The organism is Sedimentibacter sp. (assembly GCF_038562225.1).
Classification (GTDB): Bacteria; Bacillota; Clostridia; order Tissierellales; family Sedimentibacteraceae; genus Sedimentibacter.
In genome coordinates, this window is record NZ_JBCFAS010000002.1 from 530636 (window position 1) to 545822 (window position 15187).

The 15187-nt window shown below is 42.9% G+C and carries 12 protein-coding genes and 1 tRNA gene; 2 read left to right on the plus strand and 11 right to left on the minus strand.

Translation table 11 applies throughout. The features are described 5' to 3' along the window. From AAGU76_RS08950 to recQ, 3 genes are read right to left on the minus strand one after another with little or no spacing between them, the layout of a single operon-like run. Positions 1–675 carry a DUF554 domain-containing protein gene (locus tag AAGU76_RS08950; protein ID WP_342485131.1) on the minus strand — a complete coding sequence of 225 codons (675 nt, stop codon included), beginning with the start codon at positions 673–675 and terminating at the stop codon, positions 1–3. A gap of 19 nt (positions 676–694) precedes the next feature. Next, positions 695–1570, minus strand: coding sequence for a 16S rRNA (cytidine(1402)-2'-O)-methyltransferase (rsmI, locus tag AAGU76_RS08955; protein WP_342485132.1), 876 nt, complete (start codon positions 1568–1570; stop codon positions 695–697). After that, positions 1563–3710, minus strand: a complete 2148-nt coding sequence (recQ, locus tag AAGU76_RS08960; RefSeq protein WP_342485133.1) for a DNA helicase RecQ — start codon at positions 3708–3710, stop codon at positions 1563–1565. Before recQ ends, rsmI begins: the two co-directional genes overlap by 8 nt. Before the next feature lie 189 nt (positions 3711–3899). Here recQ and AAGU76_RS08965 point away from each other — a divergent pair, with 189 nt between their 5' ends. After that, a complete protein-coding gene (locus AAGU76_RS08965) occupies positions 3900–5264 on the plus strand; it encodes an MATE family efflux transporter (protein ID WP_342485134.1) in 1365 nt (454 codons plus the stop codon). 105 nt (positions 5265–5369) lie between these two features. Here AAGU76_RS08965 and AAGU76_RS08970 read toward each other — a convergent pair whose 3' ends face one another. The 8 genes from AAGU76_RS08970 to AAGU76_RS09005 all read right to left on the minus strand — a co-directional run bounded on the left by AAGU76_RS08970 (position 5370) and on the right by AAGU76_RS09005 (position 13560). Then, entirely contained in the window at positions 5370–6113 is a 744-nt protein-coding gene (locus AAGU76_RS08970; RefSeq protein ID WP_342485135.1) for an ABC transporter permease, read from the minus strand. Beyond that, positions 6100–6834, minus strand: a complete 735-nt coding sequence (locus AAGU76_RS08975) for an ABC transporter ATP-binding protein (protein WP_342485136.1) — start codon at positions 6832–6834, stop codon at positions 6100–6102. Before AAGU76_RS08975 ends, AAGU76_RS08970 begins: the two co-directional genes overlap by 14 nt. Before the next feature lie 67 nt (positions 6835–6901). Continuing rightward, the gene (locus tag AAGU76_RS08980; RefSeq protein WP_342485137.1) at positions 6902–7645 is read right to left on the minus strand and encodes a MerR family transcriptional regulator; all 744 of its coding nucleotides are present in this window, start codon (positions 7643–7645) and stop codon (positions 6902–6904) included. Positions 7646–8078: 433 nt separating this feature from the next. Further along, positions 8079–8161 (minus strand) — tRNA-Leu (locus tag AAGU76_RS08985). A gap of 87 nt (positions 8162–8248) precedes the next feature. Continuing rightward, positions 8249–9127: a GGDEF domain-containing protein gene (locus AAGU76_RS08990; RefSeq protein ID WP_342485138.1), complete on the minus strand. Its 879-nt coding sequence runs from the start codon at positions 9125–9127 to the stop codon at positions 8249–8251. Then, the gene (locus tag AAGU76_RS08995; RefSeq protein ID WP_342485139.1) at positions 9128–10351 is read right to left on the minus strand and encodes a DNA recombination protein RmuC; all 1224 of its coding nucleotides are present in this window, start codon (positions 10349–10351) and stop codon (positions 9128–9130) included. A gap of 251 nt (positions 10352–10602) precedes the next feature. Next, positions 10603–11616 (minus strand): aspartate-semialdehyde dehydrogenase, encoded by a 1014-nt coding sequence (locus AAGU76_RS09000; protein ID WP_342485140.1) that lies wholly within the window; start codon positions 11614–11616, stop codon positions 10603–10605. A gap of 174 nt (positions 11617–11790) precedes the next feature. Further along, complete coding sequence (locus AAGU76_RS09005) at positions 11791–13560, minus strand: putative glycoside hydrolase (RefSeq protein ID WP_342485141.1); 1770 nt, start codon at positions 13558–13560, stop codon at positions 11791–11793. Between the two features lie 238 nt (positions 13561–13798). Between AAGU76_RS09005 and AAGU76_RS09010 the strand changes: the two genes are divergently transcribed. Continuing rightward, positions 13799–15073, plus strand: a complete 1275-nt coding sequence (locus AAGU76_RS09010) for an adenylosuccinate synthase (protein ID WP_342485142.1) — start codon at positions 13799–13801, stop codon at positions 15071–15073. Positions 15074–15187 lie beyond the last annotated feature (114 nt).

Here is a 15187-nt window from a genome sequence, read left to right on the forward strand (position 1 = left end):
TTAAAAGAATATGAAATACAGAATAGGCAGAAAAATCGCAGGAAGCATGTTGCCTACCTTGATTCTTCTGATCTCCAGAAAATTAAGTCCCAGAGCCATGATGAGAACACCACCGATGGCAGTCATCTCGCTTATTACCTCCGGCCCCAGCAGTGACTGCATGAACTGAGCAAGGATCGTTATGGTTCCTTCGTATATCAAGACGCTGATGGCGGAGAAAACTACTCCCACTCCCATGGAAACAGCCATGGATATGGAAATTATGCCGTCAAGAAGAGCCTTAGAAAACAAAATTTCGTGGTTTCCCGTTAAACCGCTCTGTATTGCTCCCACAACTGACATGGATCCCACACAGTAAACCAGCGTGCAGGAGATGAACCCTGCGGTGATGTTGCTTTCCTTGTTCTTAAGCCTTTTCTTCATGTTTTCTTCAAGATTGTCAAGACGTCCTTCGATGTTTAGCAGCTCACCAATGAGAGTGCCTATAAGAACACAAATGATCAAAAGGGTCAAGTTATCCCCTGCCAGCGTCAGCTTGATGCCGACAGTCAATACTGCCAATCCCGATGCCTTCAGCAAAGATTCAGAAATTTTTTCGGGAATAACGTTTTTAAAAAGAATTCCTATCAGTCCGCCTGCGGCGATAGCCAAAGAATTTACCAATGCACCTAACATATTTCCCCCTGATTGTAGTTTATAGTGGTTTATTGTAGTTTTCCAGGAATTTTTTCACTTCCAGCGAAGCCTTGTAAGCATCGTTCTTTGATGCAGTGCCTTCCGACACGACATCTCTTACAGCCTCCTTTAAAGAATAATCGTTTTGCATAAGTTTGTCAAACAAAATTGCCTGCAGGCTGACGCTGGGACCTGTTGACTTTTCTTCATCCCAGTCATTGTTGTACCCCACCAGCACATATTCGCCTCTCTCAACATCCTCATGGTTATTAAGCTTTTCAAGCACAGAAACTGCGCTTCCGTAAAAGGAATTTTCATGAACCTTCGTAAGCTCCTTCATGACGCACAGTGTAGCCTGAGGCATTATATCAACTATGCTTTCCACCAATTTCACTATGCGTTTTGGAGATTCATAAAGAACAAATGTCCTGACGGGATTTTTCCTGACCTTTTGCAAGGCCTCCTCAAGCTCGCTTTTCTTCCTTGGCATAAAGCCATAGAAAACAAACTCATATGTGCTGATTCCTGCCGTTGAAAGGGCTATGGTAACAGCCGACGCTCCTGCCAGACCTATGACCTCTATGCCTTCTTCCCTGGCACGCTTCACAAGCTCGTAGCCCGGATCCGATATGCAGGGAGTACCTGCATCAGTCACCAGCGCCACATCCTTTTCCTCTTGAAGAATTTCGCTTATTATTTCCTCTGTCCTCATTTTTTCATTGAACTTGTGGTATGAAACAAGCTTTGTTTTGATGCCGAAGTGGTTCATAAGCTTCTGTGTGTGTCTTGTGTCCTCGGCCAGCACCATGTGGCAGCTGTTCAGGGTTTCTAAGGCCCTTTGTGTCATGTCCGTAAGGTTTCCTATGGGTGTGGGTACTATGTACAATTTACTCATCTAAATCTCCTGCTTCCAATTTGCACAAGGCAAATTTGATTTCTGTATAGGTTATTTCTTCAGGCAGCGCTTCCTTTATGGGCTTAAGTTTTTCTGTACCCGTCTTTGTCAGTACGGTTTTTATCATTTCCAGGTGTTTTTCAGAGATGAAGTCCTGCCAGTTTATGGTGCATCCCGTCTTTGCGCAGTATATCAGGTGATTTTCCACGGTTGTGGAGGCCAGCTTTCTTTCAACCGCTATTTCCTCAATGCTCCTGCCCTGGCGGTAAAGGTTGTAAGTAACCATGCGGGTGTCCTCCCCTTTCAATGTTGAATCACTGATTACGTCACTCTCTGTTTCATGGGTTTTTATGTTGTTTTGATGAAGGTGCTTTTGTATAGTTTCAATGAATGCTTCTCCAAACTTCCTTGCCTTTGTTTCACCTACGCCCGAAACCTGCAGAAAACCTTCCATTGTAACGGGATGCTTTGCACACATATCCCTGAGCGCAGCATCGGAAAACACCACAAATGGCGGCACCCTCAACCTGTCTGCAGTTTCCTTTCTCAGGGCACGAAGTTTCTCGAACAGATCTGCATCAATATTTCCGACGGATGTCTTACCATCATTTTTGGCAAAAATCTTTCTGATTTCAACTTTTGATTTACCTTTAAGCACATCAAATCCTGATCCGGATATTTTAAGCACAGGATACTTTCCTCCGCTGACAGCCAGGTACCCTTCCGACACAAGGGATGACACCATTTCCTTAAGCACATCCCTTTCATACTCCTTCATGATGCCGAATGTAGAAAGTTCATAAAACTTCATGGACTTTATCTTCTGATTGCTGCTTCCCTTGAGCACATCGATTACCGTATTGGCTCCGAACCTTTCCCCCATGCGGTAAACGCAGGAAAGAATTTTCTGGGATTCAACGGTTATGTCGTTTTTTTCCACAATACTGAGACAGTTGCCGCAGTTGCCGCATTCATCCCTTTGGTAGCTTTCATCGAAGTAGCCTATGAGGAATTTTCTCAGACACTTGTCAGTGCTGCAGTAATTGACCATGATCTTTAGCCTGTCGTATTCCCTGGATCTGTTGGAGTATCCGGTTCCGTTTTCTATGAGGTAGTTGTTCATCACTATGTCGGAAGGAGAAAACAACAGGATGCAGTCTGAAGGTTCTCCGTCCCTTCCTGCCCTTCCGGCTTCCTGGTAGTAGCTTTCCACATTCTTGGGCATGTTGTAGTGAATGACATATCTTATGTTTGATTTATCGATTCCCATGCCGAAGGCATTGGTTGCAACCATGACATCAGCGTTGTCGAAGAGGAAGGAATCCTGATTTTCATCCCTTTCCCTGTCGCTTAAGCCTGCATGGTAACTGACGGCTTTTATACCTGATGTCAGCAGCCTTGAGCAGACCTCATCTGTAATTTTCCTTGTAAGGCAGTATATTATTCCCGATTTTCCTCTGTTTTCTTCTATGTACTTCTGAACGAACGGAAATTTCTTGTTAGTCCTCACAACTTCGAATTTCAGATTTTCTCTGTCAAATCCCGTTGTGATTTCAAAACGATCCTTCAGTTCTATGAGGCTTACTATGTCTTCCTTGACCTGGACGGTGGCTGTTGCAGTAAATGCAGAAAGGGGTGGATTTTGTCCTGTAAGACTTCTTATGTTCTTAATCTTCAGGTAGCTTGTTCGAAAGTCGTGACCCCACTGGGATACGCAGTGAGCCTCGTCAACAGCTATGAGGGATATTTTTATATTTTTTATGAGATGTATGAAGTCCTCGGACTCAAGCCTCTCCGGGGCAACGTAAAGCATTCTGTAATTACCGCTTTCAGCGCCTCTTACGATTTTCCCAAGCTCCGCGGATGACAGTGTGCTGTTTATGAAAGCCGCATCAATTCCCATCTGCTTCAGTGTGTCAACCTGATCCTTCATAAGAGAAATGAGCGGAGATATGACAAGAGCAGTTCCCTGAAGCATCAGCGCCGGCAGCTGGTAGCAAAGGGATTTTCCGCCTCCGGTGGGCATGATTGCAAGAACGTCCCTTCCCTCCAATATGTTTTTAATTATTTCTTCCTGGCCTTTTCTGAAATTCCGGTAGCCATAATACCTGTTCAATAACTCCAAAGCTTTATCAGCCATGATAACCTCTTATATTTACTTTGTTTATTATCATTAGTGCATCGATACAATAAATACATAAGACAAAGGCGTAAGCCTTTGTTTCATTTAACGTATTTATTATAACATGAAAACCTGCTAATATAAAGTTGTCAGAAATAATTTTTGGATATATAATCTAATGATGTACAACATAGAAGGACGGTAAAAATGATCGACACAAACAAACTCGGAACCGAAAGGGTTGGAAGGCTTCTTTTTTCCCTTGCATTGCCCTCAATAACTGCTCAGATTGTCAACATGCTCTACAACATTGTTGACAGAATATACATAGGCCACATGGCCGGCACAGGACCTGATGCCCTGACGGGAGTGGGCGTCACCATGCCGGTCATCATGACCATCACAGCCTTCAGCAGCCTCATAGGAATGGGAGGTGCTCCCAGAGCTGCAATCAAGATGGGTGAAAAAAAAGACTCTCAGGCTGAGGAAATACTGGGAAACTGCCTTTCCTCACTGCTGCTCATTTCCCTTGTATTGACGGTATTCTTCCTGACCTTCGGCAAGAAACTTCTTTGGATGTTCGGAGCCAGCGCCAACACAATTTCCTACGGCCTTGAGTACCTTAATGTGTATCTGTTCGGAACCATATTCGTTCAGCTGACTCTGGGACTTAACAGCTTCATTTCAACCCAGGGCTATGCCAAATTCAGCATGCTCACGGTCATCATAGGAGCCGTAACAAACATCGTCCTAGACCCCGTTTTCATATTCACTTTCGGCCTGGGCGTCAGGGGAGCTGCACTTGCAACGGTTATCTCTCAGGCAATTTCAGCAGCCTGGGTTATCAAATTTCTCACAGGAAAAAGGACAAGGCTCAGAATCAGGAAAAAGAACATGAAGATAAAAAAGGAAATACTTGTTCCTGTGCTGCTGCTGGGTGTTTCACCCTTCATCATGCAGAGCACCGAAAGCCTCCTGAACATAGCATTTAACTCGTCTTTGCAAAAATACGGCAAGGACATAGCGGTAGGCTCCATGACAATACTCTCAAGCCTCATGCAGATGGTCCACCTGCCGCTGGTAGGGCTTACGCAGGGAGCCCAGCCCATCACAAGCTATAACTTCGGAGCAAGGAACAACGACAGGGTAAAGGAAACCTTCAGCCTGCTCATAAAAAGTGCCTTCATCTACACCATTTCCATGTGGGCCCTCATGATGCTCATTCCTGATGTCTTTGTATCAATGTTCACCAACGACCCTGTTCTTAAAGAGTACACAGTGTGGGCATCAAGAATTTACCTGGCCGTTGTATTTGTCATGGCGGCGCAAAACTCCTGCCAGCAGACATTCGTTGCTCTGGGACAGTCAAGGATTTCCATGTTCCTTGCCTTATTAAGAAAAATAATACTGCTGATACCTTTGATTTACATCCTTCCTCACTTCTTTGAGGACAAGGTGTTTGCAGTGTTCCTTGCTGAACCTGTATCTGACTTCATAGCAGCATCGGTCACATTTACGGCTTTTTCTCTGAACATAAACAGGATTTTAGAGGAAAATGAAGTTCTTCATTGATCGCGAAACACAAAATAGACTACCAACGGCTTGCAAAACGCGCCTGTGCAGCACAAGACTGCACAGGCGCGTTTTATGTCGTGAAAACCGTGGCAACCAGTTCTGTCACTCCCACTTAAAGAACCTGAGAGAAACGGTCGTGCATACTGCAGCAAGAATAGACATTACTATGATTGGCACGAAAACACTGTCAACTGTCATCCCCAGAGAAGCTGCTTTCAACAGCTTGATTCCTTGAGTGAGAGGCAGGATATCTGCGATTTTTTGAAGTGCTGCGGGCATTATCTCGTAAGGCAGTGTTGCACCGGAAAATATCAGCATAGGAAAATACAGCATGCTAGCAATTACACCAGCCATTTTCACATTTGGGGCAATACCTCCCACCATCATGCCAACGCTGAACATTGATACGATTACCAAAGTATAGCCGCCCATGAAGTATATAAATACTCCGCGGAACTGATATCCAAAGAAAAGACTTGCTGTGACATACAGAAGCAACAAGGATATAACCGCATACAATGTGTAGATTGTTACCTGCACAAGTAAAATCATCAATGGACTGACGGGTGTTACCTTATAGCGCTTCAATATGTTCTTGCTGCGGTAATCTGAAACGACTAACGGCAATCCCATTACACCGCCTGCACAAATAGAGATTGTTGTGAGTGCGCCAAAGGACTGCTCCACAAAAGTGTACCCGGCCCCCTCATATGCTGGCTTATTACCATAGAGAACTCCAAGGATAATCAATATTACAATGGGTACACAGATTGCAAATATGAACATATCCATTCCACGCAGCGATAATTTCAACTCTGTTTTCAGCATAACCTTAAAAGTTTTCATCTGTTTGTCCCTCCTCGTCTGTGTACCAGAGGTAAGCTTCCTCGAATTTGTCATAAGGGCTTTCCTTGATTGCTTCAGAAACAGTACCATAAAACACAATTTCTCCCCTTTTCAAAATACAGATGCAGTCGCACAAGGCTTCTACTTCGTCCATGAAATGAGAAGTCAAGAAGATAGTCAGCCCTTTTTCTTTGAGGGAAAACAGTATTTTCCAAACCTCCCGGCGCGCCTTTGCATCAAGACCGGTTGTCAGTTCGTCCAAGAAAACAACTTCCGGGTTTGGAATGAGTGCAAGGACAATAAAAAGGCGTTGCCTTTGCCCTCCGGATAAATCCTTGATGAAACTTTTCTGCTTGTCAAGAATACCAAACTTTTTCAGCAAATCAAACGGATCGGTTATCTGACTATATAATGACGCTGTTAACTCGCAAACCTCCTTTACGGTAATTTGATCCTGATAGTTTGTTTCTTGAAACTGAACACCTACCTTTTCAAACAATTTTTTTCGGTCTGTACGGGGGTTCATTCCCAATATGGATATTTTCCCTGCGCCAGCCTCCTTTGTTCCTAAAATGCATTCAATCGTCGTGCTTTTCCCTGCCCCGTTGGCTCCAAGAAGCCCGAAGACCATACCGCGGCTTACAGACAAACTTATGTTGTTCACAGCCAGTTGCTTACCGTAGGATTTCGTAAGCTGCTCGACTTTGATTACCTCCTGCATAACATTTCCTCCTGGTTTTTTATAAAACAATACCACCAACAAAAACATTGGTGGTAATATGGAGGGTTTACAAAAATCTAATTTTCATTTTTTGCAGCATACAAATCATTTTCCTGGCGTTATTCTCAGCATCTGATAGAGAAGTGATCAATTTATCGCACACCGCAATTATTTCCGCGTCTTCCTTCGGCGTATTCAAAGCCATTTTGATATCTACTTTCGGGTTTTTGGATAACTGGCAGAGCATGTGAAGGATTGACTCCAAAGAATAATTTGCACATCTCAGAGAACGAATGATTTTCAACTGCCGTATATCCTTATCTGTGTAAACGCGATACCCGTTCTGTTTTCGCTTGACTGTAAGCAATCCATTCATTTCCCAGTTTCGCAATGTATCCATTGAAATGTTCAGATAATCAGACACTTCCTTCCGCTTTAAAAAGCGAGCGGTACGTTCCGTTTTGCCGGATAAAATCCGCTTTACAATTTCAATGGACTCCTCTGCGTTTGCGCGTTCTTGTTGAACCTGTTTTAAATATTCATGTGTAAGTTCCAGTGCCGAATCGAAATCTCCTGTGGCAGATATTTTTATCATTTGAACAATTTTCTTTCGAAGGCCATTTTGCAGCACTTCAATCTGAAAGGCAAGGCGGGCAAGCCTGATTTGTTCAATATGAAAATCTGTGAATATGCGGTAGCCGTTCGGCTGACGCTCCGGCTTTGGTATGAGTTCCAATTCCTCATACAGACGCACCGTATTTGGATGTATTCCTATTGTCGCTGCAACTTCAGCGGTTTTGTAAGTATTCATTGATTCGCCCCCTAAACAAAGTGATACTACCACAAAACAAAAGTCTGGTGTTATAATGGAGAGTTTACATCTACCTTCTGAATTCAAGCTGACGTTTGTTCAGACCAGGCATAATTTACTTCCGGATTTTTTCAATTATGACTACTAATCAAAGTGCTACAGTAATTGCAACTTATTATACCACAGCACCCAGAAATCTAAAATAGTAACCTGGAAATGAAAAAGACAGTTAAACGGATTAAGAAATCGTCACGACATTTATTATAAACAAAAGTGAAGTTATTTGGAAACTTTGGAACAATAATATCGACTCAGGATAAACTGATTGTTGCTGATGTGATTTTTACTGGAAATATTTTCCTAACACCAACGGATTATTTTAAAGGGCATAAAAAAAGAGACTTACAAAAGTCTCTTTTTCTTTGAAATTCAGTGCCGTAGAAGGGACTTGAACCCCCACGGTGTTGCCACCAACGGATTTTGAGTCCGTCACGTCTGCCATTCCATCACTACGGCGTGACCACTTTGATATATTAGCATATGGCAGAATAAAAAGCAAGAGTTTTTTAGCAACTTTTTCAATCTTTTTTATGGTAATTTTTTCTATACCGTCACCACTGCATTTCTTCCCCTGCTTTTTGCCTGGTACATTTTCATGTCAGTGCGTCTGATTATTTCTTCCATGGAAAGCATTTCAGCCTTCATGGTGTACACGCCTATGCTGGCAGTCGTTTTTAGCTTATCTTTACCGAATCGTATTTCCATGTGTTCTATTTCTTGTCTGATGTCTTCCGCTATTCCGGCGGCTGCTTCTTCATCAGCCCCGGGCAGGCATATGAGAAATTCATCTCCTCCGTATCTGGCTACCCAGTCAGTTCCCTTCCTGACGTTGTACTTCAATATATTCCCGACTTCCTTTAGTATTGCGTCCCCGGCTACGTGGCTGTAGCTGTCGTTTAACTGTTTGAACTTGTCAAGATCCAGAAGTATCAGTGATAAGCTTGTTTTGCCCGATGCAGCATGATACAGGTCTGCTGGAAGCCGTTCATTTATGTATCGCCGGTTAAATACGTCCGTAAGCTCGTCCATAATAACCTTTTTGTTCAGTTTTTCGATGGTTTTTTCCAGTTCCTCATAATCTGCTTCACCAGAAGTCTGTATGATGCCGGTGTCGGTAATGTCCTTCAGCATCTCCATCACATAAGTTTCATCATTGATTTTAACCGGGCATGAAGTTATGAGGTACACAATGCCTTTTTTGAATTCCATCTTGAAATGTGTTGTTTTGCTGCTTAATGCCCTGTGTGTCGTGCAGTTTTCACAGGTTTTGCCCTTGTCCCAAAAGTCAAAGCAATGGACGGGCAAATCTGCTTCATCTCCGATAACTGTTCTTTTAACAGGATCCACAATGCGCACGTAGTCATACAAACTTTCAAATTTTGATATATGATCCAACACTTCCTGTTTGCTTGAAAAATTCATCTACATCTCCTCCGCCAATGCTTCCTCTAATTCTCCTTGTTCCTTACTTATTTCAACCTTTGATATCCTGTCGAACTTTTTCTCGATTTTGCTGGACGTGATGTTTATCTTGTCCACATCGTCTGAAACCTTCTTGATGTCCTTTGCCAGCGAATCCCATCTGTCCTTGTACAGTTTGAACTCCTTGCCCAGCTTGTTGAGCTCCTCATGAATTATGACCGCATACTTTTCCCTTTCCATATTCCTCAAAACAACCTGCACCGTGGACAATACAGACATCAGAGTGGTGGGAGATGCAATCCATACTTTTTTTTCGCCCGCGTAGTCCAGAACATCCTGATGATACGCATTTATTTCCGCAAATATGGCCTCCGCAGGAATGAACATTATCGCCTGCTCAGAGGTTTCTCCGTCAATTATGTACTTGGAGGATATGTCGTTTATGTGCTTCTTAACATTCAGCTTGAAGTCCCTTGAATATATCTTCCTGTCCCCTTCGCTGTTGTTTTGGTCAATCATGCGCTGATAGTTTTCAAGAGGAAATTTGGAGTCTATACACAGCATTCCCACAGGTTCCGGTATATTAAGCACAGCATCTGCCATGGTGCCGTTGGAAAGCTTTCTTTGAAGCTGGTATATCCTGTCATTCTTTTCTCCGAATACAACTGACAGTATGTGGTTAAGCTGCACCTCACCGAAGGTTCCCCTGCTTTTCTTGTCCGTAAGCACATCCTGAAGCGACACGATGTTTGTTGAAAGGCTGTCGATTTTTTTCTGGGCCTCGTCTATTTTGGAAAGCCTTTCAAGTATGTTTGCAAATGTCTTGTTGGTCTTTTCAAAACCTTCGCTTAAGCGCTGTTCCACCTTCATGTTGATCTTGTCCAGGTTTGCCCCAACACGCTCGTTTAAGGCAAGAAAGTTCTCGTTAAGCGTCTTAGAAGTTTCCGTGCTGAAATTCATGAAGGATTCCGTCATCCTGTTCGTGTTCTTTTCCATTCTTTCCACTGTTTCAAGCTTGTTTGTCAGTATCTCCCGAAGCTGCTTCTGCTCAGAATCCGATATTTTCTTTGTGACAGACTCTATGAGGTTCATGTTGTTCTGGCTTAAGTTAAGTTTAAGTTCAGAAATTATGTGTTCCTCCTGTCCTTTTTTCTGCGGTTTCAAAAGTGCTGCCAAATTGATGACGATTAATATTGCAAGAAGTATGATTATATATATATCCAATTTCTTACCTCCTAAACTAATAATACTTTATATTATTTTCGAACATTTGTCCAATATAATTTGGCAAAAAGTTGCTCCGCAACTCCGCTAGGGGGACTACGTCCCCCTTCGGCGTAAAAACGCTTACGCATTTTTGACTTTGCACCCCCCCTAACGACAAGGACGTCCGACATGCACTCCTCGTTTTTATGTCATAGAAAAGAGAACTTTTCTATGACATAAAAAAAGAACGGCTTAGCCGTTCCATATTCTTAAATAAGATTTTCCTTAACGAGAACTTCGGCAATCTGCACTGCGTTTGTTGCAGCTCCCTTTCTCACCTGGTCGCCGCAGCACCATAAAACAAGTGAATTGTCAGCGCTTATGTCTTTTCTTACTCTTCCCACAAATATCAAATCCTGATCCGATGTGTCAAGAGGCATAGGGTATTTTTTGTTTGCAGGTTCATCCACAAGCTTCACGCCATCTGCCGTTGCCAGCAATTCTCTAGCCTTTTCGGCAGTCAGTTCATTTTCTGTTTCTATGGTAATGGATTCAGAATGGCTTCTGTAAACAGGAACCCTCACGCATGTGCAGTTAACCCTCAATTCAGGATTGTGGAGAATTTTTCTTCCTTCGTTCTGCATCTTCATTTCTTCCTGAGAATATCCCACTTCATCGAAATCACCTATCTGAGGTATTACATTGTAAGCTATCTGGTGCTGGAATGTCTTTATGTCTACGGGCTTGCCCTGGCTTATGTTTTCGATCTGCTGGTCAAGTTCCTTTATTCCGTTGACTCCTGCTCCTGAAACAGCCTGGAAAGTTGAAACTACCATTCTCTTGATTTTTGCGTACTTGTTCAATTCATTCAAGGCAGTAAGGGCAATGATTGTCGAGCAGTTAGGATTTGCTATGATTCCTTTATGATTTTTAACGTCTTCCGCATTTACTTCAGGAACAACCAGCGGAACATCGTCATTGAGCCTGAAAGCCGAGCTGTTGTCTATTACTACTGCACCAGCCTTAACTGCTGCAGGGGAAAGTTCTTCGCTTATATAGTTTTCAGCGGCACACAAAACAACATCCACATTTTCAAATGAATCTTTTGTTGCTTCTTCTATTACGTACTTATTGCCCATGAATTCAACTTCTTCACCGGCGCTTCTCTTGCTTGCCAGGAGTTTCAGCTCCCCGTACGGAAAATTCCTTTCGCCTAAAACTTTGAGCATTTCCTGACCGACTGCTCCCGTTGCACCCAATATGGCCACATTGTACTTTTTCATTTCTGTCCTCCCAAATCTAAATATATAAATTTTCATTAATTATAAAATATATAAAATTTATTATAGCAACATATTTGCGGTTGTCAAGCATTTGTTTTTATATATATTACACATGTTTCGTCATTGCGTACATATGCTGCAATTTTGTTGCAAAAAAAGAGGCGTTTCGCCTCTTTAAAATTTCGCTTTAATTTTCCATATGTTTCCTTCCCTAACAGCAGTCCACTGAACATTGTCCTTTTCTACTGTTTCCGAAGAATCTCCGTTTTTCACTTCAACTTTATAATACAGAGTCACAATGGCAAGATCCTTGTTGTCTTTATCCATTTCATAGCTCCGGATCTTGTAATTTAACAGCTTTACGCCTGATGACTCAACAGAAGCGACGTAGCTGTCAAAGTCCTTGACCCTGTCACCTACCGGTGTCATCAGATACATGTAGCTGTACCTTCCGTTGAGCATGCCGGAAAGATACTTATCCGCAGCATCTCCTGCGGTTTTTTCCCTGTAGTCCAGCTCTCCCTTGTCAAGGGGATACACACTGTTCTTTTCTTTTTCGTTTTCCATGAATGAATACGGATCATAGACGTTGCTGGGGTTCCAAATCATGAACTCTGTCACTCCCAGTTCCTTTGCGGCAATTATCTGATCTCTCACCTTTGAAGGTCCGTACTCAATGCCCTGCCAGTCGAAGTCCTGTATCCACGGTCTTATTACAGGAGGATTCACCATGGAAGAGTTCTTTTCAATTGCTTCCTCCATGGCCCCCTTTACAACCAGGTACGGGTTTGCATTGGGGTTTTCAAGATTGTACCAGCCGGTTGAATAGTGGCTGGGATAAACCATGGGAGCCAGATTGTCGACATGTTCTCCCATGAGAATCCATGTCTGACCGATATCTTCCGGATAATCATCCCATGTCCTTGTAGTTATTCCGAACACATCTGCCCCAATATTCACGCTGTAATCCTCAAGTTCATTTTTGGAATATTCCAGGAATCCTGCAATAGCTTCATCCTTGTCCCTGCCGTCTCTTCCCGGGAACTCGGTTATGGGGTTGTATTTTTTAGCACCGTCCGGGAACCTGACATAGTCGAACTGTATTTCATCAAATCCCAAAAGTGCTGCTTCCTTGGCAATTGCCACATTGTAATCCCACACATACTTGTCGAACGGATTTATCCACGGAATGTTTCCGCTGTTTGGATCAAGCCATGTTCCTCCTGTTTTCAGCTGGATGGAATGTTCAGGACTTAGAACCGCAAAATTCTTGTCCTTGAATGCCACAATTCTTCCGATTGTGTATATGTCGTATTCCTTCAGCACTTCCAGCATCTTTTCAACATCCTTTATGGGGATTGGAGTATTTTTATTCATTTCCTGAACAATTCCGACGCTGCTCGGATAAGTTATAAATCCGTTGTCGTCCTTGACATTTATGACCAGGCCATTAATTTCCGTTGCATCAGCCAATCCAACAATCTTTTCAAACTTGTTTGCCTTTTCCGCAGATGATTTTAAAGCTGCAGCAGCCTGTTTGTCGCCTGACTGAAGCGCCTTCACGTATGATGAATACGCATCGATGTTTTCCATGTTCAGTTCATTGCCGGCTGTGTGACCCGTTGCATAAAGAGCCTTTACCTGGACGTTTTTCTTTTCTCTTTCTTCAGTGACTGGAACAAGCGGCACATAGAATTTCCCCAGTTCTTCCTTCCTTACCTTTTCAAGTTCTTCCCTGTCGGCGATTTTCTTCTCAAGTTCAAGTTTCGCCTTTTCCTCCTGAGTCATTTCCGGCTCGGACGGAGTATCTGCCGGAACCTCAGTACCTGTCTCACTGGCTTCGTTTTCAGGAACCGGAGAATTTGCCTTCACCTCGGTTGTGCACCCTGTCAGCGCAGCGGCTAAAATAAGTAATAAAATTGCATGCCTTACATTTTTGAACATAAATCCTCCCAATTTTTTTGCATATGGAGGTAACCACCCCAAATTAATGCCTGCTATTATGTTATGCATTAACTGAATTAATTTTAACATATATCGCAGACTTAATCAACAAACAAAGCATAATGTTCCGGTTTCGGAAACATGTAATTTTTAGCAGATTTTACAGCTATCAAATTATTCCTTGACTTTGATATTTACAAAATATATAATTTCCTTATCAAAACATAAGGAGGCAATTATGCTAACTGCAATAGTTGGAATAAATTGGGGAGACGAAGGAAAAGGAAGAATGGTCGATTTGCTGGCTGCCGATTACGACATAGTATGCCGTTACCAGGGCGGAAACAACGCAGGCCATACTGTTGTGAATGAATCCGGAAAATTCATTTTGAACCTTCTGCCTTCAGGCATATTGAGATCTGATGTGGTAAATGTAATGGGCAATGGAATGGTCATTGACATAGAACATCTTCATAAAGAGTTGAATAATTTAAGAAACGCAGGAATTAAAATAACTCCTGACAATTTGAAAATAAGCGACAAGGCTATCATCTGCCTTCCATACCATGTTAAACAGGATGTGCTCGAGGAAGAGCGCCTGAAGGACATGAAGTTTGGATCCACAAGGAGAGGCATAGCACCTGTCTATGGCGACAAATACCTGAAAAAAGGAATCAGAATGGGAGACCTTTTCAACAAGGAAGCTTTAAAGGAAAGGCTTGACCAGATAGTTGAATGGAAAAACCTGCTGATAGCCGGCGGATACAAATCCGTGGAATTCAGCTCACAGGACATGTTCGACTGGCTTGTGAAATATTCAGAAGATATTAAGGATTACATATGTGATGTGGGACTGTTCCTCAATGACGCTGTTAAGTCAGGAAAAAGAATAATGTTCGAAGCACAGCTGGGAGCCCTCAGAGATATCGACTTCGGAATCTATCCATACACATCATCCTCATCAACAATAGCTGCATATGCACCCGTAGGCGCCGGAGTTCCGGGAAAGAAGCTTGACAACACTATTGGCATAATGAAGGCATATTCCTCCTGCGTTGGCGAAGGACCTTTCACCAGCGAAATGTTCGGCGATGAAGCAACTGCACTGAGAGAGGCCGGCGGAGAATACGGCGCAGCAACAGGCCGTCCAAGAAGAGTTGGACCTTTTGACATAGTTGCATCCAAGTACGGCGTGAACGTTCAGGGCGCTGATATGCTGGCTTTAACAAAGCTTGACGTATTGTCATACCTTGACAAGATTCCTGTTGTAGTGGCATACGACGTAAACGGCAGGATAACCAAGGACTTCCCTACAGGAGAAGAACTTAACTCTGCTAAGCCTGTAGTTGAGTACGTTGACGGATGGAAGTGCGACATAGGCAAGTGCAGAAAGGAATCAGACCTTCCAAAGGCTGCCTACGACTACATTAAGTACCTGGAAGCTCAGGTTGAATGTCCTATCAAGTACGTTTCAGTAGGAGCAGAAAGAGAAGACTACCTTATTATGAATTAAGAACTTTTTAATTAAGAATTAAGAGTGAAGAATTAATGGTAGGCATTGCTAACGCAATGCCTTTTTATTATATAAAAAAATAAGGCATTGTGCGGTTTTTGCACAATGCCTTCC